The 20,126-nt window shown below is 53.8% G+C and carries 17 protein-coding genes; 7 read left to right on the top strand and 10 right to left on the bottom strand.

Annotated features, from left to right (window positions below; all coding sequences use genetic code 11):
• The first annotated feature begins 58 nt into the window (after positions 1-58).
• Positions 59-1,144, top strand: a complete 1,086-nt coding sequence (locus ABYK60_RS12330) for a TonB family protein (RefSeq protein ID WP_372872323.1) — start codon at positions 59-61, stop codon at positions 1,142-1,144.
• Between the two features lie 53 nt (positions 1,145-1,197).
• Here the strand turns inward: ABYK60_RS12330 and ABYK60_RS12325 are convergent, their stop codons facing one another.
• The 6 genes from ABYK60_RS12325 to nadK all read right to left on the bottom strand — a co-directional run bounded on the left by ABYK60_RS12325 (position 1,198) and on the right by nadK (position 10,530).
• Positions 1,198-1,791, bottom strand: a complete 594-nt coding sequence (locus tag ABYK60_RS12325) for a lactate utilization protein C (RefSeq protein WP_372872322.1) — start codon at positions 1,789-1,791, stop codon at positions 1,198-1,200.
• A gap of 1 nt (position 1,792) precedes the next feature.
• The gene (locus ABYK60_RS12320; RefSeq protein ID WP_372872321.1) at positions 1,793-3,205 is read right to left on the bottom strand and encodes a lactate utilization protein B; all 1,413 of its coding nucleotides are present in this window, start codon (positions 3,203-3,205) and stop codon (positions 1,793-1,795) included.
• Between the two features lie 11 nt (positions 3,206-3,216).
• Complete coding sequence (locus ABYK60_RS12315; protein ID WP_372872320.1) at positions 3,217-3,960, bottom strand: (Fe-S)-binding protein; 744 nt, start codon at positions 3,958-3,960, stop codon at positions 3,217-3,219.
• Positions 3,961-4,229: 269 nt separating this feature from the next.
• On the bottom strand, positions 4,230-7,100 hold the full coding sequence (locus ABYK60_RS12310) for an FAD-binding and (Fe-S)-binding domain-containing protein (RefSeq protein WP_372872319.1): 2,871 nt from the start codon (positions 7,098-7,100) through the stop codon (positions 4,230-4,232).
• Between the two features lie 219 nt (positions 7,101-7,319).
• Entirely contained in the window at positions 7,320-8,972 is a 1,653-nt protein-coding gene (locus tag ABYK60_RS12305) for an L-lactate permease (RefSeq protein WP_372872318.1), read from the bottom strand.
• A gap of 679 nt (positions 8,973-9,651) precedes the next feature.
• Positions 9,652-10,530, bottom strand: a complete 879-nt coding sequence (gene nadK / locus ABYK60_RS12300; RefSeq protein ID WP_372872317.1) for an NAD(+) kinase — start codon at positions 10,528-10,530, stop codon at positions 9,652-9,654.
• 100 nt (positions 10,531-10,630) lie between these two features.
• Between nadK and grpE the strand changes: the two genes are divergently transcribed.
• The gene (gene grpE / locus ABYK60_RS12295) at positions 10,631-11,233 is read left to right on the top strand and encodes a nucleotide exchange factor GrpE (RefSeq protein ID WP_372872316.1); all 603 of its coding nucleotides are present in this window, start codon (positions 10,631-10,633) and stop codon (positions 11,231-11,233) included.
• Positions 11,234-11,308: 75 nt separating this feature from the next.
• Here the strand turns inward: grpE and dxs are convergent, their stop codons facing one another.
• Genes dxs through xseB form a run of 3 tightly spaced genes read right to left on the bottom strand, consistent with a single transcriptional unit; the run spans position 11,309 to position 14,318 of the window.
• Positions 11,309-13,177, bottom strand: coding sequence for a 1-deoxy-D-xylulose-5-phosphate synthase (gene dxs / locus ABYK60_RS12290; protein WP_372872315.1), 1,869 nt, complete (start codon positions 13,175-13,177; stop codon positions 11,309-11,311).
• Positions 13,178-13,197: 20 nt separating this feature from the next.
• Complete coding sequence (gene ispA, locus ABYK60_RS12285) at positions 13,198-14,079, bottom strand: (2E,6E)-farnesyl diphosphate synthase (protein WP_372872314.1); 882 nt, start codon at positions 14,077-14,079, stop codon at positions 13,198-13,200.
• Positions 14,079-14,318: an exodeoxyribonuclease VII small subunit gene (xseB, locus tag ABYK60_RS12280; protein WP_372872313.1), complete on the bottom strand. Its 240-nt coding sequence runs from the start codon at positions 14,316-14,318 to the stop codon at positions 14,079-14,081. Before xseB ends, ispA begins: the two co-directional genes overlap by 1 nt.
• Before the next feature lie 290 nt (positions 14,319-14,608).
• On the opposite strand from xseB, the gene pomA reads away from it, so the two are divergent.
• From pomA to thiI, 3 genes are all read left to right on the top strand, one after another.
• Complete coding sequence (gene pomA / locus ABYK60_RS12275; RefSeq protein WP_372872312.1) at positions 14,609-15,376, top strand: flagellar motor protein PomA; 768 nt, start codon at positions 14,609-14,611, stop codon at positions 15,374-15,376.
• Positions 15,377-15,379: 3 nt separating this feature from the next.
• Complete coding sequence (locus ABYK60_RS12270) at positions 15,380-16,321, top strand: flagellar motor protein MotB (protein ID WP_372872311.1); 942 nt, start codon at positions 15,380-15,382, stop codon at positions 16,319-16,321.
• Positions 16,322-16,486: 165 nt separating this feature from the next.
• The gene (gene thiI, locus ABYK60_RS12265; RefSeq protein ID WP_372872310.1) at positions 16,487-17,941 is read left to right on the top strand and encodes a tRNA uracil 4-sulfurtransferase ThiI; all 1,455 of its coding nucleotides are present in this window, start codon (positions 16,487-16,489) and stop codon (positions 17,939-17,941) included.
• A 124-nt stretch (positions 17,942-18,065) separates the two neighbouring features.
• Here thiI and ABYK60_RS12260 read toward each other — a convergent pair whose 3' ends face one another.
• A complete protein-coding gene (locus ABYK60_RS12260) occupies positions 18,066-18,302 on the bottom strand; it encodes a hypothetical protein (protein ID WP_372872309.1) in 237 nt (78 codons plus the stop codon).
• 188 nt (positions 18,303-18,490) lie between these two features.
• Between ABYK60_RS12260 and ABYK60_RS12255 the strand changes: the two genes are divergently transcribed.
• Both ABYK60_RS12255 and ABYK60_RS12250 read left to right on the top strand, forming a co-directional pair.
• Positions 18,491-19,402, top strand: coding sequence for a transcriptional regulator GcvA (locus ABYK60_RS12255; RefSeq protein WP_372872308.1), 912 nt, complete (start codon positions 18,491-18,493; stop codon positions 19,400-19,402).
• 51 nt (positions 19,403-19,453) lie between these two features.
• On the top strand, positions 19,454-20,104 hold the full coding sequence (locus ABYK60_RS12250) for an alpha/beta fold hydrolase (RefSeq protein ID WP_372872307.1): 651 nt from the start codon (positions 19,454-19,456) through the stop codon (positions 20,102-20,104).
• Positions 20,105-20,126 lie beyond the last annotated feature (22 nt).

Genomic DNA, 20,126 nt, shown 5'->3' with positions numbered 1-20,126 from the left:
TTGATTTCCTTGCCTTAAGGCAAAAACGTGTGAATACAATAACAAGGACATACCCATCATGACGCCAACATGGAAGCTTGCGCCATTGCTGCTCGCCCTGAGTGCAGTAACACCCATATCTATTGCCGATGAATTTTCTGATGTTTACCAAAGTTACGAGCAGGCTGTGAAAGAAGGTAACAATGCAGATGCCATTCTTTACGCCGAAAAAGCGTATCTTCTTGGTGAAGCTAAGTTCGGCAGAGACAGCTTGGATTATGCCAATCTGGGACTTAATTTTGCACTCGCCCTTGGCCGGGACCGGAAAGGGCAATATGAATTAAGAAATCAACAAGCGATGGAAGTGGCAAAAGTGAGTCTTGTCAGTTATGAGTCGCATTTTGGCAAAGGTGCTCTGGAAATCATCAAGCCGCTAATGGTGATTGGGGATGCTTCTACTGATAACAAACTTGCTCACGACAGTTACCATAGGGCTCTTACCTTAGCGGAAGATTCTGACAATAAAGAATTACTCGCACAGACCCGCCTGAATGCCTTCAAGAGACTCTCCACCACCGAGTATTACACGACAGAACTGTATCGTGGCATGATTAACTCTTTTGCTTATTTCGATGCAAACTTGCCTGCAAGTAGCGATCTACGTCTGGAGGCGGCTTTCTGGCTGGCGAAAGCCTATCTTGGCAATAAAAAATATGACAAGGCAGAACCTTTGTTCTTGGAAGTGGTAAAGCAATATAAGGCGAAAGATTATTCTCATCCCTATGCACTGGCCGCTCACAGTCGATTGGTAACGATTTATGAGGGGCAGGGGGAGAGTGACAGAGCGACAGAGCATTGTATCGCCATCGGCAGCATGAGACCATGGGATGAAAATCAGGAGCAAACGCCTCTTTTTAGAAAGGCGCCCAAGTATCCTGAGAGTCTAGCCAAACGAGGTCGGTCAGGGTGGGTTCAAATCAGTTTTACAATTGATGAAATGGGCATCGTTCGCGATCCCAAATTGCTAGATTCTAAGGGGGGGAAAGGCTTTGAGAAAGCCTCGCTGGAGGCGCTGAGTGCCTGGCGCTATGCTCCCAAGTTTGAAGATGGCAAACCGGTGAAAGCCGAAAGCACAGTGCGGCTGGACTTTGAAGTCGAGCGATAACATCAATAAAAACGCCGCGAATTCGCGGCGTTTTTGTTTCTCGAAAGCGAGCGCTATATCAGATACAGCCCCAGGCTACAGGCGCCGTGGGCGCCCACCACCAGGGCTTGTTCGATATCGGCGGTTTTGGATGGTCCGGCAATAAAGACCCCAAACCCGAGTTCATCTTCAAGCTTACCGATACGGCCCATGGCCTGATGCATGTCGGTGACTATGGCATCGCGGCGTACCACAAGCAGCAGGTTTTCGCAGATAAAGGGCGCGATGCGGGTGGTGTGGTCGCCCTGAGTGAGCGAAGCTTCCGTGACCCACACAGCGCCGTTTTCGGCCACTGCCAACTCGCCCGGGATAACTGCAAAATCCACATCCGCCAGGGCGTGGGGGGACGCGGTTAGTTTGCGATTGCCGGGCACGCCGTCAATCAAGGAGAGCACCACTTTGCCTTGAGCCATCAGGCTTTGGGTGTGCGCCTTTAATGCGTAAATGCCGCCCAGCTCAAGTTTGCCTGCCACTGTGGCGAGGTTGGTTTCAAGGCGGCTTTCAAGCTCCAGCTGTGACAGCTGACTGCCGATACTTTTAAGCTCAGGCATGGCCACCTCCGCCATGGCGGAGGTTTTCAGCGCATTTAGAATAGCTTGCTTGGACATATCAGTTCTCCCCCTTGCTGTTCTTGCTGCCCTTTACCAAAAGCTCTGGCCGGTTTTTCTTAAGCCAACCCTCGAAGCTTGAGCCCGGCGCTATGGGCAGCTCACGGTATTTGCCCCAGGCGCCACTCATGGGTTTGAGCAGGCTGTGAGGCAGGATGGCCAGCGCAGTGCGCGCCGCTGCCATGCCGGTGTTCAGCAGGGTTTCGCTTGCCATAAAACGGCCCACCAGCGGCATATAGCTGCCTTTGCCGTAGGGCAGGCTGCCACGCTCGGCGTAGAGACGGCGACGGTGGAAAATAATCTTGTCCAGCGGCACCTTGGTGGGGCAGACAAAGCTGCAGGAACCACACAGGGTACAGGCCCAGGGGCTGGAATGTGTGTCATCCTCGTCGGCGCCCACGGCAATACCAATGGGGCCCGGGATGGTGTGACCATAGCTGTAGCCGCCGCTTCGGCGGTAAACAGGGCAGGTGTTGAGGCAGCCACCACAGCGAATACATTTGAGCGCTTCGCCCAAAATCTTGTCGCGCATCATTTCGCTGCGGCCATTGTCCACAATGATGATGTGCATCTCGCCGACGACTTTGGCGCCGCGGTAGAGACTGGAATAGGTGGTGATTGGCTGACCTGTGGCGTTGCGGGCCAGCATCCTAAGGAGCACAGCGGCGCTGTCCATGTCCGGCACTATCTTGTCGATGCCCATGGAGTGCAGCTGCAATTTGGGCAGGTTGGCGCCCATATCGGCGTTGCCTTCGTTGGTGCACACAATCACGGCGCCTTCGCTGGCCACGGCCATGTTAACCCCGGTCATGGCCGCATCGGCACTGAGGAACTGCTCCCGCAGGTGGGCACGGGCAGCGCGGGTCAGGCGGGTTGGGTCGCTTTCACCCTTGGGCGTGCCAAGCTTGTCGTGAAACAGCTCGCCCACTTCCTCTTTTTTCATGTGGATGGCAGGCACCACAATGTGCGAGGGCGGTTGGTGATTGAGCTGAATAATGCGCTCGCCAAGGTCGGTGTCGATAACCTCAATACCATGACTCTCAAGGAAGGGGTTTAAGTGGCACTCTTCGGTGAGCATCGACTTGGACTTCACCAGTTTTTTCACCCGATGGCGCGTTAAAATCTCCAGCGCAATACGGTTGTGCTCGGCGCCATCTTTGGCCCAGTGCACCTGAATGCCGCGCTTGAGACAGTTGGCCTCAAAGGTTTCCAGATACTGGCCAAGGTGGCTTAAGGTATGCAGCTTGATTTGGGAGCCAAGGGTGCGCAGCTCCTCCCACTCGGGCAGGCTTGCTGCGGCGCGGTCACGCTTTTCACGCAGTACCCACAGGGCTTTGGAGTGCCAATCGACCCGACTGTCATCGCGGCAGAAAATCTCGGCCGCCTTGGCATGGGTTTGTACTTTTCGCTCCATGACGACCTCCGTTACAGCGCCAAATCAAGGATTTGGGCAAGATGGCGGGTTTCGATGGCAAGGCCCTTACGGCGGATGGTGCCATCGAGGTGCATCAGGCAGCTGGGGTCAAAGCCCACCGCATAGTCTGCGCCTGTGTCGGCGTGGGCCTGGGCCTTGTCTTTGCCCATTTTGGCAGACACTGAGCCTTCATCCACGCTGAAGGTGCCGCCAAAGCCGCAGCATTCATCACGCCGCTCCGGGTAGCAAATCTCAACGCCATCGATACGTGACAGCAGGGCTTCCATCTTGTTGTAGCGCGGCCCCATGTACTCAGTGGGCGCGGCCAAATCCAGCATGCGGATGCCGTGGCAACTCAGTTGCAGGCTGAGCTTCTTGTTGACGGGATGACGAAAGGCCGCGACCGGCGCCACATCGTGCAAAAATTCGGTCAGTTCAAACAGCTTGTCGATAACGGCTTTGGCTTCGGCGCTTTTATCGAATTCATGGAAGTTCTCTTTGGCCGCCACCAGACAGGATGCCGCCGGACAGACAATGGCGTCGCACTCCACGCCTTTGAAGGCGTTCAGCAGTTTCAGGGTGGTGTTTTTGGCTTCGTTGAAGCAGCCAGAGTTGGTCATGGGTTGGCCGCAGCAGGTTTGGCCTTGGGGGAAGATCACCTGGTGGCCCAGTTTTTCCAGTACCGACAGGGTTGCCACTGCAACCTCGGGCATCATCTGGTTTACCAGGCAAGGCGTGAAGAGGGCTATTTTCATGGTTTTGGTCCCATTTGCCGACATGCAATTTATAAGGCATGTAACTTACCGGCATTAACGGGCGACGGCTAAGGGACATGCCTCTTTCGTTGGGGTATGCCGAAGATGCATATCCCCTATGGCATTTCACTATAGGCCTGAATCCCCATTCAAAACAGTGGTATTTCAGTAAATGCACGGATGCTTTTTTGCAAAAATGCAAAGGTTTTAGTCGGTTGATTTTAAAGTAAAAAAGGCCGCTACTCAGCGACCTTTTTTGTTGGGCTTAATCAGTTGCCACGGCTACATTCTTCCACCAGATATACCAGGTGGCGGTAGGGGATGCCGCTGTGTTTGCCAAGGCCAACTTCACACATGCGGTTGGCGTAGTAACCTTCCTTCACGCCAACCGGCAGCAGCTTTTTGATATTCCGAAGCGCTACCTCGTTGATTTCCGGTTTGTAGAGGCCTTTTTCACCGGCGTAGCCACAGCAGTCGATGCCTGCGGGCTTGTGCACCTGTTTGGCACAAATTTGCGCTATGGCCTGCATCTTATCGTCTAGCTTGAGGTGTTTGGCACTGCAGCCCAGGTGTAGGGTTACCGCCTCCTTTTGACTCAGAGTCAAGCGTGGCAGCACCTCATCGTGGAGGAACTCCACCAGGTCCGTGACTTCAATATCCGGATCGCCGCCCAGGGTGCGTTTGGTACAGGACAGCGCATCAACGAGCACCTTAAGCTTGCCGTTGTCGGATTTGGCTTTGAGGACCTCAATCAACTCAAGTCGTTTGGCATCGGCGTTTTTAAAGTCGCCCTTGGATTCCCACATCTGGCCGCAGCACAGGCTTCGGCCGTGCTCTGGCAGCACCACATTGTAGCCGGCGCGCTCAAGCACAGTGACCACCACTTCAGGCAGCGGCCGCTTGTCGGTATCGAGTGGCGTGGGGCCAAAGGTGCGGCCACCACAGGCGGGGAAATACACCAAAGTTTCGCGTCCGGGCTTGGGCGCCGACACCTTCGGAAGGCTGCCTCCTTTGGGGAAGCTTGGATCCCAGTAGGGCACTTCTTTGGAGATCATCCGGCCGAACTTCATCAGGCCTGAGGTGAGGCTGTCGCCTGTGATGCGATGGATAATGCCAAGGGCATCGAAACCTGTGCTTATCACCTGATTCACGGCGCCAAAGTGTTTGGCCTGGAAGTCCAGTACCTTTTGTTCTGTGGTGCTGATATAGGGTGTGCGAAGCTTGCGTACCAGCTGGCCCATGCTGTTATCCACCGGGCAGGCGATGGTACACAGCTGACAGGCGGCGCAGGTATCCACCACATCGTATTTGGCAGCGGCGCGAAGTTCTTCGGCAGCGGCAGTATCGCCACTTTGCTCCAGGCGGCTGATTTCCCTGAGGGTGGCGATACGCTGCCTTGGAGTAAGGTTAAGGGCCGAGGTCGGGCAGGTCTTTTCACAAAAGCCGCACTCGATGCACTTGTCCACCAGGTCGTCCACCACAGGGCAGGGCTTGATGTTTTTCACGTGCACCTGGGTGTCGTCGTTGAGAATAACGCCGGGGTTCAGCATACCTGTCGGGTCAAACAGCGCCTTGATGTTTTTCATCAGGGTGTAGGCATCGCTGCCCCATTCCATTTCCACAAAGGGCGCCACTGCGCGGCCGGTGCCGTGCTCGGCCTTCATTGAGCCGTCGTAAGTGTTGATGACCATTTCGGCCACATCCTGCATAAAGCCGTGGAAGCGGTCGATGTCGGCCTGGGTGGCGAAGGTGGGGGTGATAATAAAGTGGAAGTTCCCCGCCAGCGCATGGCCGTAAATTACGCCTTCAGGATAGCCGTGTTTATGAAAGAGCGCAGTTAAATCCCGGGCAGCCGCCGCCAGATGCTGCACTTCAAAGGCCACGTCTTCGATAATGACCGAACTGCCCTTGGGCCGCTCACCACCAATAATCGGAAACAGCCCCGAGCGCATCGCCCAGTACTTGCTGTACACAGCCGCATCGGTACTGAATTCAATCGGTTGCCAGGTGGGGATGTGGGCAATCTTGCCAATCACTTCGTCGGTGTAGGCCTTAAGCGTTTGCGCATCGCTGGCGCGGGACTCAATCAGCAAAATCGCCGCGCCTTCGGGCAAGTCCTTAAGCCATACAGGCATGCCTTTTTTGCCGGTCACGGCCTTGATGGAGGCCCAGTCCAGCAGCTCGGCGGCGGCGACGCTGTCGCCAATCAAAAACGGAATGGCGCTGGCGGCATCTTCCATGGAGAAAAATACTGCCATGGCGGAGGCTTTGAAGCGTGCCTCATCTACCGTGTGGTAGGTGACTTCATCCACAAAGGCCAGGGTGCCTTCGCTGCCCACCATCAGGTGGTTTAAGATATCGAAGGGACAGTCGAAATCCACCAGGGCATTGAGGCTGTAGCCGGTGGTATTTTTGATGGCGTACTTTTTACGAATTCGCTGGGCTAGGGCCTCATTGGCTTTCACCATTGACGCAAGGTCGGCAAGGCTGCTTAAGAGCTCACCATGGCTTTGGCTGAAGTTGTTACGTGAAGCTTCACAGTCTGTATCCAGCACAGTGCCATCGGCCAGCAGCAGTTTCATTGAGGCCAGCGTCTGGTAGCTGTTTTGCGCGGTGCCACAGCACATGCCCGAGGCATTGTTGTTAACTATACCGCCAACCATGGCCGAGGTGAGGGTGGCCGGATCAGGGCCAATTTTTTTATTTAAAGGCTTTAACACGGCATTGGCATCGGCGCCGATAACCGCGGCGCCCAGCGTCACCCTGGTGCCATCGGCATTAACCTCAAGCTTTCGAAAGCCGTCATGGCCAAGCATCAGCAAAATGCCCGGACCAATCGCCTGGCCCGACAAACTGGTGCCAGCAGCGCGGAAGGTCACAGGCGCGCCATGCTTTCTGGCAAGCTCCAGTGTGGCCTGCACTTGCTTTAAGGTGTCGGCATGGACCACCACTTCGGGCACGATGCGAAAATAGCTGGCGTCGGTTGACCAGGCAAAACGGCGCACCGGATCGCGACTCACCGCCTTATCACCGAGACTGGCTTTCAGCTCAGAGGCAAGGATTTCATAGTCAACTACCTTGGCAATGATGGCTTTCACGTCTACAGCGGTAGAATCTAACGTGTTGTTATCGATAGACATAATTTGCTCTCTACACTCAAGCGACTGCAATCAGTCGGGCGTTGAAAGTCGCCCTGCTGAGCTGGGCGCTTTCGTCTATGGCCTGCTGTGGTTTGCTCGTTGCTTGCAGAAGCTGGAACTCTCGGGCAGGCGCTTATTTCAGGCGTTGTTGTTGCTCTCTGAGCCACCCCGCAGGGTGGCTGTTTACATCACAAGTTGCCAAAAGGCAGACTTTTAGTCTCAGAATCCACCCCAGAGGGTGGCTATGGTGCCGGCCAGCAGGGCATAGCCCAGCGCCACTGGCATGGTTTTACGGATGATTTCAGACTCGCGGCCCGCCATGCCCACCACGGTGGCAGCGGCAACTACGTTCATTACGCACATCATGTTGCCTGCGTTGGCTCCTATGCCTTGCAATGCCAGGGTGAGTGCATGATTGGCACCTATGTTATCGGCCACGCTGTATTGCAGACCCGAGAACATCATGTTGGAGAAGGTGGCACTGCCAGACAAAAAGGCACCGAAAATGCCCACCACAGGTGCCATCCAATTCCACACTGCCCCCATGGAGCCTGCCAGCATGTCTGCCAGCGCCACCGGCATAGAAGCAAGGCCTGCTTCGTTGGCGCCCGAATTCAAAAAGATTTTCACCATGGGTACAGAGGCGCCGAGGGAAATAATGGTTGGCACCATGGATTTGAGCGAGACCGACAGCGACTCGGTAATAGCTTCGCGGCGCATCTTAAACAGCACAAAGCCCAGCACACACACCAGCACAAAGAAGGCACCGGGGGCGTACAGGGTGGCAAAGCTTGCTTTAAGGTCGGTGCCGAGCAGATTGGTCCAGCTTAAGTTAAAGCCATTGAGCCAGCTTTTCAGCGGCGCTATGGTGCGGCTGGCAACCAGCAGTGCGGCCATGATGAGATAAGGTGTCCAGGCCGCGAGCTGACTGAAGCGGACATCGCCTTGATTGTTGGCGTTGGATTCATTGAGCTGAGGCTCTTCACCGGCAAAGTCGTGCCAGGGCGTTTTAGGCAGCAGCCAGCCTTTGCGTGCTACCGGGATAACCAGCGCCATGCCGATGAGGGCTCCAATCACCGAGGGGAACTCAGGGCCAGCCACAAAGTTGATTACCCAGGCTGGCACAGTAAACGCGAGACCGGCAAACAGGGCGAATTTCCAGATGGCGAAGCCTTCGGCGAATGATTTATTGCGGCCAAAGAATCCGGTGAGCAGCATCACCATCACCAATGGGATCAGGGTGCCTGTTATCAGGTCGATGGTGATCATATGCATCGCAATAAAGCGGGCATAGTCGCTGAAATGGCCACCATGCTCGGCGATTTGTGCTGCCGCCATGCTGGTGCCGCCTTCAATCAGACCTTGTTCCATGCCAAACAGAACCGGAAGACCGATGGCGCCAAAGGACACGCTGGCCGAGTCGGCAATCAGTGCCACCACGGCGGCGGCCACCGGCGGAATGCCAAGCAGCACCAACAGCGGTGCGCCAATGGCTGCAGGGGTGCCAAACCCGGCCGAGCCTTCAATAAAGGAGCCAAATAACCAGCATATGATGATTACCTGCACCCGCGCATCAGCACTGATATTGGTAAAGCCGGCGCGGATGGTATCCATAGCGCCGGAATACTTGAGCGTATTGAGCAGGAACACGGCGCCAAAAATGATGGACAATGGCGTGAGGGCTGACAACAGGCCTTCCACCACGGATGCACTCAGCATGGTGAGGTCCATTTGCCACACCAACACGGCAGCAAGGGCTGTGACCAGTGCTGAAATCGGCATGGCCTTGGATGCAGGGAGTCTCAGCAGCACCAGGAACAGCATCACGCTGATCACCGGTGACAAACTGGCAAGAAGTTGAATGATAGTCATGGTTGCCTCTTCTAGGGTTGCTTGTTTGCCGGAAGTTCCGGCTCATCGCCTTCTTGTTGCGGTTCGCGGCGATTGTTTTAGTCAAGTATGGTTTTGTCCTTCGTCACTGTTCAGCAGACTCATCCAAACCTGTCGACAATAAACGGCTTTTGCGCGATTAAAAACTTGATACAGATCATCTGGCGCAGGAAACACCAGAGCAATATCAGGCAATGGGAGTTTGCTCCAGTCGTGTTTGGCAGGAAATGTGAGCTGCGTCCTGTGCCTCTTTGGTTGCTTTATAGCGAATGGTTATAAATGATGTGGAAAATATCGATATGAAAGTGTAAAGAGGCAATTATGATGACATAAAGGTAATAATCTGATCTGATTATTTCAAATGTGTTGCTTACGAATAAGTAATTCACCTCCCACTAATGTGATGTAAGTCGCAAAGATTGGTATGACCAATGTTCATATTGGTTGTTATTTTTATATTTGACTGATTTTTAAGGATTTTACATAGCTGCCGCGGGGCTTTGGTCAGAATGTTCCGGAGTCTTATATTTCATACCAGGATGATAGTCTGGCCTGAAATTACCGTTTTGAAAGTATTTATTTGGCACAATACTGCCAAACTGGAAAACAGCTTCGTCTTAAAACAGCTTCGTCTTAAAACAGCTTTTTTAGAACAGCTTTTTTAGAACAGCTTACTGCCCCAACCGAGTTTGTTTCTCAGTACATGGAAGTAGTTGTAATTCTTGGGGTGAATAAGCCGCAGGCGCTCATTGCTTTGGCGAATAATAATTTCATCGCCGGGCAATACCGCCAGGGTGACGTGACCATCGCAGCTGACTTCGAGATTCTCACCATTTTCAGGGGAGACAACCAACTTGATGGTGGAATTGGCATCCACCACAATCGGGCGGCATGACAGCGTATGCGGGAACATGGGCACCAATATCAATGCCTGCAGATTAGGTGTGAGGATAGCGCCGCCTGCTGACAACGAATAGGCCGTTGAGCCGGTTGGAGTAGAAACTATCATGCCGTCGGCACGCTGGGAGTACATGAATTGATTGTCAATATAGACTTCATATTCAATCATGTGGGCAATTTTGCCGGGGTGCAGAACGGTTTCGTTTACTGCAGTGTTGCTGGCTTTGATGGCGCCATGACGATGCACTTCGGCTTCCAGCAGGAAGCGATGCTCGGTAATAAACTCGCCATCCAGAACTGCCGCCAGCATTTCTTCAAAGTCATCCGGTGGCAAGTCGGTCAAAAAACCCAGGTTACCGCGGTTAACGCCAATCACACCCACGTCGAAGCGGGCCAGCACCCGTGCGGCGCCGAGCATGTTGCCATCACCGCCAACCACAATCGCCAGATCGCAGCGGTTGCCGATTTCCAGCAAATCCACTGCACGCACGTTGGCACCCAGCTCCACAGCCACTCTTTCTTCCACCAAAACTTCAAATCCCTGACTGCCCAGCCAGTGATGCAAACGCTTTAGTGTCAGGTTGGTACCCTTGTGATGTGGTTTGCCAATCAGGCCAATGGTGTGGAATTGGGATGTCATAACAGGGAAACTGCGCCCTCAAGGCCTTGAAACGCGGGAATTGATCCCCATAATATGCCCAGTGTATGCAGAAACAAAGCATTTTTAGCTTGGAGTAGAGATGAGCAACGAATCGACCAACCCCCAACAAGAGCCACTGGAACAGGTACAGGACACCGAAGTCGTCACTGATGAGGCGGCGCTGGTAGACGAGCTGACCCAGGCTAACTTCCGTATCGAAGAGTTGGAACAGGCTCTGGCCACTGCCGAAGCCAAGGTAGAAGAGCAGAAGGACTCTGTGGTCCGTGCTGCTGCCGAGGTGGACAATATCCGCCGCCGCGCCGCGATAGACGTGGAGAAGGCCAATAAGTTCGCCCTCGAGAAATTTGCCAACGAGCTGTTGCCGGTACTGGACAATATGGAGCGCGCTCTGATGGGAACCAATGCCGAAGATGAGGCCACCAAGGCCGTATTCGAAGGCGTTGAGCTGACCATGAAGACCCTGATGAGTGCAGTAGACAAGTTCGGTGTAAAAGTGGTGGATCCTATGGGTCAGCCATTTAACCCTGAGCAACATCAGGCCATTGGCATGCAGCCAAACCCTGAGGTGCCTGCCAACCACGTGATGGTAGTGCTGCAAAAAGGCTACGAGCTGAACGGTCGCCTGCTGCGTCCTGCCATGGTGATGGTATCTCAGGGCGGTGGTGTTGACACCCAGGCCTGATTAAGCCCGTAAAGACAAAAAGGACTGCCTCGGCAGTCCTTTTTAATGCGTGTTGCTTGCTGTGAATCCTTGATATCAGGCTTCGATAAAGGCGCGGATTTGCCGCTCGATACCGGCCGCATCCAGACCCAGCTCGGTGAGGAGTTCCTCCGGTCCACCGTGCTTGATAAACTCATCGGGAATACCAATTTGCAGCAATGGCTTAAGGCGATTCTTGCTGGCAAGGAACTCCAACACCCCTGAACCAGCGCCGCCCATGACGGCGTTTTCTTCCACAGTGACAAGCACATCGTGGTTTTCGGCCAGTTCAAGGATGAGGGCTTCATCCAGCGGTTTCACAAAGCGCATATCCGCCACAGTCGCATTGAGATGCTCAGCGGCGCTGAGGCACGCCGCAAGCGTGGTGCCGAAGTTCAAAATGGCAATCTTCTCACCCTGACGACGCTTCACACCTTTGCCGATGGCCATGGCGGTCATCTCTTCAATCTGCTCGGCACCGGTGGCACTGCCACGTGGGTAGCGTACGGCGGTTGGGCCCTTATCGTAGCTGTAGCCGGTGTAGAGCATCTGGCGACACTCGTTTTCATCGCTTGGCGCCATGATCACCATGTTGGGAATACAGCGCATAAAGCTTAAGTCGAAGGCGCCCTGGTGGGTTGCTCCATCGGCACCCACAATGCCACCGCGGTCGATGGCAAACAGCACCGGCAGTCGTTGCAGCGCTACGTCGTGGATAAGCTGATCGTAACCGCGCTGCAGAAAGCTTGAGTAAATCGCCACCACGGCCTTAAAGCCTTCGCAGGCGAAACCGGCGCCCAGGGTGACCGCGTGCTGCTCGGCGATGGCCGCATCGAAATACTGTTTCGGGAAGCGCTGGGAAAACTCCACCATGCCAGAGCCTTCGCGCATGGCTGGTGTAATGGCCAGCACTTTTTCATCTTTTTCGGCAATGTCACACAGCCACTTGCCAAATACCTGGGAGAAGGTGGGTAGCCCCGGCTTGGTGGCTGGCTTGCGAAACTGAGTCGGGTCGAACTTGGGCACGGCATGCCAGCCGATAGGGTCTTTCTCGGCCGGTTCATAACCCTTACCCTTTTTGGTCATGATATGCAGAAATTGCGGGCCTTTAAGGTCGCGCATATTGCGCAGGGTCTCGACCAGAGATTCCACATCATGGCCATCAATGGGGCCAATGTAGTTAAAGCCCAGCTCTTCAAACAGGGTGCCGGGTACCACCATGCCTTTAAGATGCTCCTCGGTGCGTCTGGCCATCTCTTTGATAACCGGCATTCCCTTGAGTACCTTCTTGCCACCTTCGCGGATGGTGGTGTACAGGCGGCCGGACATGAGTCTGGCCAGGTGGTTGTTGAGGGCTCCGACGTTTTCCGAGATAGACATCTCGTTGTCGTTCAGCACCACCAGCATATCTTTGTGCAGGTCACCGGCGTGGTTCAATGCCTCAAACGCCATACCGCCTGTAATGGCGCCATCGCCGATAACCGCCACCACTTTACGGCCGAGTGCTTCTTTCTCGGCAGTTACTGCCATACCCAGGGCGGCAGAAATCGAGGTACTGGAGTGGCCCACGCTGAAGGTGTCGTATTCGCTCTCTTCGCGCCAGGGGAAGGGGTGCAGGCCGTCTTTCTGGCGGATGGTGTGCATGCGATCCCGTCGCCCGGTGAGAATTTTATGGGGGTAAGCCTGATGGCCGACGTCCCAAATAAGGCGATCGAAGGGAGTGTTGTACACGTAATGCAACGCCACGGTCAGTTCGACCGTGCCAAGACCCGAGGCAAAATGGCCGCTGGAAATTCCCACCGAGGTCAGCAGATACTGTCTGAGCTCGTCAGACAGCTGTTTCAGCGCCGACTGGGGAAGTTGGCGCAGCTCATCTGGGGTGCTCGCCAGCGCAAGCAGTGGATAGTTCGAAATGTTCAAACTCATAGCGAGATTCTTTATCTTTTTTATACACGTCGCTCGACGATGTAACGGGCAAAGTCTGCAAGTAGCTGGCTATTGTATGGCATTTTAGCCAGGGCTGATAGTGCGTCGGCCACCAGGGCATCGGCGGTCTGCCGGGCGCCGTCAAGCCCCAGCAGCTTTGGATAGGTACTCTTATTGGCATTCACATCCGACCCCTGTGGCTTGCCCAGCTCCTCGGTGGTGGAAGTGATGTCCAAAATGTCATCCTGTACCTGAAAGGCAAGGCCTATGGCTTCGGCATACGCCAGCAGTGCACTGCGGTCACCCTTGTTTGCCTCGGCCGCAATCAGCGCCAGTTCAACAGCAGCACGAATAAGTGCACCGGTTTTCAGGTTATGAAGCTCGGTCAGTCTGCTAAGGTCAATACTTTTACCTTCGCTCGCCAGATCAATCGCCTGTCCGCCACACATGCCAAGATAACCGGAGGCTTTGGCCAGCACGGCAATCATTGCCACCTGCAGTTCAGGCTTCAGGCCTGAGCCGGGCTCGGCAATGATTTCAAAGGCGAGGGTTTGCAAGGCGTCACCGGCCAAAATGGCAGTAGCCTCATCAAAGGCAATATGCACGGTGGGTTTACCACGGCGCAGGTTATCATCATCCATCGCCGGTAAGTCATCGTGGATAAGCGAATAAGCGTGGATACACTCAATTGCTGCCGCCAGCCGGTCCAGCTTGGCTTTGTCGACACCCAGCAGTTCGCCGGTGGCATACACTAAAAAAGGCCGGATACGCTTGCCACCAATCAGGGCACCGTGGCGCATGGCGGCTTTAAGTCCGGGGGCGGTGGCTGGCAGAGCATCAAGATGGCTGGCCAGAATGGTATCGACACGGGATTGACACGCAGATAACGCAGCTTTGAGCATTATTCGCCCTCGGGCTGAAAATCGCTCAGGGGCGCGTTGGCCTCATCACTGAGCAAAATGGTCACCTTTTGTTGCGCTTGTTCAAGCTTGGTCTGGCTGGCACGCACCAAGCCTATGCCACGCTCAAATTGCTTGAGAGCGTCGTCCAGAGAGACTTCTCCCTGCTCCAACTCTGCGACTATGCGCTCCAGCTCCGCCAAAGAGGCTTCGAAGCTCAGATTTTCAGGTTTTTTGACCACGTTAATTCATCCTGCTGTGTCGGCGTGCACAAGGTATCTCAGGAGGCTGACAGGGTCAAATTATGCAGGGGATTATTTGCTGTGCAGCACGCTTTGTTGCTGAATTTTTGTTAGAAAAAATAAATTGCCGCTAAACTTGCCGAAGGTCTGTCCGATAACTGAGAATAGTGTTCGGTGTGTGAAGTCCCTGCCATTTGGTAATAAGAGGGCATCCGACCAGCTTATTTCTGGCTGAATGGCCGTTTCCCTTGGCCGCCATTCCCTCATGACTGCGTATTTAAGGAGCATCCGTGGATTTAGCAACCCTCATTGGACTGTTGGGCTCATTCGCCTTCGTGGTCATGGCTATGGTAATTGGTGGTGGTTTGGCCATCTTTATCGACGTGCCCTCGGTGCTGATTGTGTTTGGCGGTACCTTGTTTGTGGTGATGATGAAATTTAACCTCAAACAATTTTTCGGGGCCACCAAGATTGCAGTTAAAGCCTTTATGTTCAAAATTGACAAGCCTGAAGAGCTGATTGAGCAGTCTGTGTCCATGGCGGATGCGGCCCGAAAAGGCGGCTTTCTGGCGCTGGAAGAAGCCCAGATATCCAACAGCTTTATGCAAAAAGCGGTCGACATGCTGGTGGACGGCCATGACGGTGACGTGGTGCGCGAAGCGCTGGAAAAAGATATAGCGCTGACGGAAGAGCGTCACAGAACTGGTATCGGTATTTTTAAAGCCTTCGGTGATGTGGCGCCGGCGATGGGGATGATTGGTACCCTGATTGGTCTGGTGGCCATGCTGTCGAACATGGATGACCCCAAGTCCATCGGCCCCTCCATGGCGGTGGCCCTGTTAACCACCTTGTACGGAGCCGTAATCGCTAACATGGTTGCGATTCCCATTGCCGATAAGTTGTCGCTGCGTATGGGTGAGGAGATGCTTAACCGTAATCTTATTATGGATGCGGTGCTTGCGATTCAGGATGGCCAGAACCCCCGGGTAATCGAGGGCTTTCTGAAGAATTATCTGGCGGAAAAATCCCGCAAGATAGATACGACCGACGGGGAATAACGCATGGCAAAGGCCAAGTGTAACTGCCCACCGCCAGGCGCGCCCCTGTGGCTCGCTACCTTTGCAGATTTGATGTCGCTGCTGATGTGCTTCTTTGTACTCCTGTTGGCGTTTTCTGAGATGGACGTGATGAAGTTCAAGCAGATTGCCGGTTCGATGAAGTACGCTTTTGGGGTGCAAAACAAGGTGGAGGTGAAGGATATTCCCAAGGGCACTTCGGTGATAGCGCTTGAGTTTCGCCCCGGTAAACCTGAGCCAACTCCAATTGAAATTATCAACCAACAAACCAACGAAATGACCGAGCCTATCCTCGACTTCCAGGAAGGGGAAAGTGACAGTGCCGGCGGTGTGCAGCAACAGCAAGGTTCTCAGCGGGGAGGTCAGGCATCTTCTACTGCGCAGGAAACTCAGCAGGAAAATCAGAAAAGCGATGCGGCCTCGTCCCAGGATCAAATCAATCAGCAGGTCAAAAAGATGGCCGAGCAACTCAATGAGCAAATTGTCGATGGTGCCATTGAAATCGAATCGCTTGGGCAGCAAATTATTATCCGCATTCGTGAAAAGGGCGCCTTTGGCTCGGGTTCCGGTTTCCTGCAACCCAGATTCAGGCCGGTTATTCGTGCGGTAGGTGAGCTGCTTAAAGATGTGCCCGGTATCATTACCGTCTCGGGTTTTACCGATGATATGCAAATCAGCAACGAGCTGTATTCTTCAAACTGGGAGCTTTCATCAAAGCGCGCCGTGTCGGTGGCTCATGAACTGGTGAAGGTGAAAGGCTTTGATGCCGGTCGTATGAAGGTGGTGGGAATGGGGTCTAACAACCCCATGGTGCCCAATGACTCTGCCGAAAATCGTGCCCGCAACCGCCGGGTAGAGATTGCCATTGAACAGGGCAAACCCAAGGAGTCGGACGAAATTGAGGTTAACCCACCTCAGGCCAATTAAGCTTAAGCCCGGTGGATTTTGTTATCAAACCCGGCCAGCGCCGGGTTTGTTTTTTGCCCCTGCCCCCCGCAGCCTCTTTTTGATATAATCCCGCGATTGTTTGTTTGAACCATAGTGTTCGCCGCCAAAACGTGCCGCGAGTGCTGACCTTTTGTTGGAAATCCCATGAAGTTTATCGTCAAGCTGTATCCCGAAATCATGATAAAGAGCAAACCGGTAAGAATGCGTTTTACCAAGATGCTCGAATCCAATATCCGTAACGTACTCAAAAAAATTGATGAGGACGCGCGGGTACAGCGCCAGTGGGACAAGATTCTGGTGAAGGTGCCCAAAGACAAGCCCGAGCTGACAGAAGTGTTTGCCGAGCGCCTGGCTTGCATCCCGGGTATTCATCATGTGTTGGAAGTAGCTGAATTTGACTACGAAACCGTTGACGATATCTATCAGCACGCCTTGTCTGTGTACAAAGATGCATTGAAAGATAAGACCTTCTGTGTACGGGTTAAACGCTCGGGGCAGCAAAGTTTTACTTCCATTGAGGTGGAGCGTTATGTGGGCGGTGGGCTGAACCAGTTTACCGAAGCTAAGGGTGTAAAGCTTAAAGACCCTGATATGACTATTCAGCTCGAAATTGACCGTGAAAAGCTGTACATGGTGTGTCGTCGTATTGAGGGCCTGGGCGGGTTCCCTATTGCAGCTCAGGAAGATGTGTTATCGCTTATTTCCGGCGGCTTCGACTCCGGAGTGGCCAGCTTCCAGTTTATCAAGCGCGGCTCCCGCACCCATTACTGCTTCTTTAACCTCGGTGGTGCCCAGCACGAAATCGGCGTGAAGCAGGTGGCTTATCACCTGTGGAAGACCTACGGCGAGTCCCACAAGGTGAAATTCGTGACAGTGCCTTTTGAAGAGGTGGTGACTGAAATTCTTGAGCGCATCGAAAATGGCCAAATGGGCGTGGTGCTCAAGCGGATGATGATGCGCGCCGCAACCCGAGTGGCAAACCGTATGGGCGTGCAGGCGCTGGTCACAGGTGAGAGTCTGGGGCAGGTGTCGAGCCAGACCCTGACCAACCTGAATGTGATTGACCGCTGTACCGACCTGTTGATCCTGCGTCCGCTTGTCACCATGGATAAGCCAGACATTATCAAGGAAGCTCGTCGTATAGGTACCGAGGATTTTGCCGCTTCTATTCCAGAATACTGCGGTGTGATTTCCCAGCGGCCCACTGTGAAAGCTGTGTTGTCCAAGGTGGAAGCGGAAGAGCAGAAGTTCTCTGAAGATTTGCTGGACAGAGTGCTGGCTAAGGCTGAAGTGATTGATATCCGCGATATCGCCATTTCCACTGCCGAAGCCGTTGCCGAGACAGAAACCGTGTCGGCTGCCGAGGGCAATGAGGTCATCATCGATATTCGGGCCCCGGAAGAAGAAGAGGCCAGACCGCTGGAGGTGGATGGCGTTGAAGTTAAGGTGATCCCTTTCTTCAGACTGGCTACCGCTTTTGCCGACCTCGACACCAGTAAGACTTACCTTTTGTATTGCGAGCGTGGCGTTATGAGCAAGTTGCAGGCCCTTTATCTGCAAGAGCAGGGCCACAGCAATGTGAAGGTGTATCGTCCCTAAATTCCTGCCGACATAAAAGCGGCCCGTTGGCCGCTTTTTTTGTCGTGTTCCAGGCTGGGTTCAGAATAGTAAAAAGCCGCACTCAAGGGTGCGGCTTTTCCGTCATTCAAAGGGCTGTGACTGCTTATTCTGCTTTTGGAGCTGCCTTTTCGTCCTTGGCTTCCTCTTTTCTGGCCAGCAGTATGGTGTCGCCGTGCTTATCGTTTGTCAGATCCTGATGGATGTTAGCCATATTCAGGCTCATCTCAGCGCTGATGGAATCGTGCAGAGCCTGGGTATCGAACAGGATTTCAGTTTCGGTGGCATTGGCTGACAACGAAGCAAAGAGTGCAAAAGCAAATACGGTTTTCAGATTGAACATGGGGCGCCTCCGGGCAGCAATATTTGCGACATCTTGGTCGCTCGCCAGGCGCGCTCTTTCCGACTTGAAGCCGCCCGACCATCTCGTTTGTTGGCGCAAAATTTACTCAAAATCGCTTCCATTAACAAACGATAAAATGTAACAATGCGGATTAGAAAAACTAATTAAAAAACGAGAGTGGGATCACCATGTCAAGACGACTTCCTCCACTCAATGCCGTGAAGGCATTTGAGGCGGCAGCACGGCATCTGAGTTTTACCCGGGCCGCCGAAGAACTCTATGTTACTCAAGCCGCTGTCAGTCACCAGATAAAGGCGTTGGAAGATTATTTGGGATTAAAATTATTTCGCCGAAAGAACCGCTCTTTGCTATTGACCGAAGAGGGGCAAAGCTATTTTCTCGACATCAAAGATATCTTTACTCAGCTGGCGGATGCGACCGACCGTTTGCTGGCCCGCAGTGCCATCGGCTCACTTACTGTGAGCATGTCGCCAAGTTTTGCGATCCAGTGGCTGGTGCCAAGGCTTGCCAAGTTCAGTGAAAAGAATCCTGAAATTGATGTGCGTATCAAGGCGGTGGACAGTGAGGAAGGCTCGCTTACCGACGATGTTGACGTGGCGATTTATTATGGTCAGGGCAACTGGCCGGGGCTCAGAGCCGATAAGCTGCGTAACGAAGTGCTTATTCCGGTGTGCTCGCCAATGTTGCTTTCCGGCCCCAAGCCACTTGAGAAACCCTCGGATTTAAAACATCACACCTTGTTGCATGATATGAGTCGCCATGACTGGCAAGCCTGGTTTCGTTTGTGCGGTGTCACCGATGTGAATGTGAATCAGGGCCCCATCTTCAGTCACTCATCGCTGGTATTGCAGGCGGCAGCTCATGGTCAGGGGGTGGCTCTTGGCTACAGCGTGCTGGCTCGCCCCGATATTAAGGCTGGTCGTCTGGTGGTGCCGTTCCCGGAAGTGTTGGTGAGTAAAGATGCCTACTATCTGGTGTGCCAGCAAAATCATGCCGAGCTTGGCAAGATTGTGGCTTTCCGCGAGTGGATGCTGGACATGTTTGCCGAAGAGTCCCGCAGTGAGCTGCTGCCCGGCTGATGGCGCAGCTGCTGGTACTTTGTTCAATTGGATGAATGAGAAAGTTTGCAGATGACGCTAACAAGACTCCCTGACTGGTTCAAAGTTGATGGCCCGCAGGATAAGCCGAAGACACTGGTGCTGTTTGCCCACGGTGCCGGGGCAGATATGGATTCTGATTTTATGGTGGCCATGGCCAGGCTGCTCTCGGATAAAGGTGTGACCCTGGTGCGTTTTAACTTTCCCTATATGCAGCAGCGCCTGATAGATGGCAAACGCAGGCCGCCCAATAGGGCTCCTGCGCTGCTGGAATGCTTTAACGAGGCAATTACTCTTGTCAATGCGGTCTTTGCCCCTGACAAATTCTTCCTGCTGGGAAAGTCCATGGGCGGTCGTATGGCTGCTATAGTAGCTGGCGACGAGACCATTGCCGCCAAACTCGCCGGCGTGGTCTGTCTGGGATATCCCTTTTTGCCGCCCAAGGGTAAAGAGGTAAGACTGGAGCCATTGCAGCAGTGCAGGGCGCCGCTGATGATTATTCAGGGGGAGCGCGACAGCTTTGGAAATAGGGCTCAGCTCGCTCAGTGGGATATCCCTGAGCGGGTCGCCGTGGAATGGATCCCGGACGGGGATCACAGCCTGAAACCACGCAAATCGTCAGGATACACTGAAGAAGCTAATCTGGCGGCAGCCGCCGAGGCATGTTTCGGGTTTATGAAATAAGGCGTTAGCGATTAACTGATTA

Source organism: Shewanella sp. (assembly GCF_041630135.1).
In the GTDB taxonomy this organism is placed as follows: domain Bacteria; phylum Pseudomonadota; class Gammaproteobacteria; order Enterobacterales; family Shewanellaceae; genus Shewanella.
The sequence above is the reverse complement of the archived record's forward strand: the minus strand, read 5'-3'. Positions and strand labels throughout refer to the sequence as shown.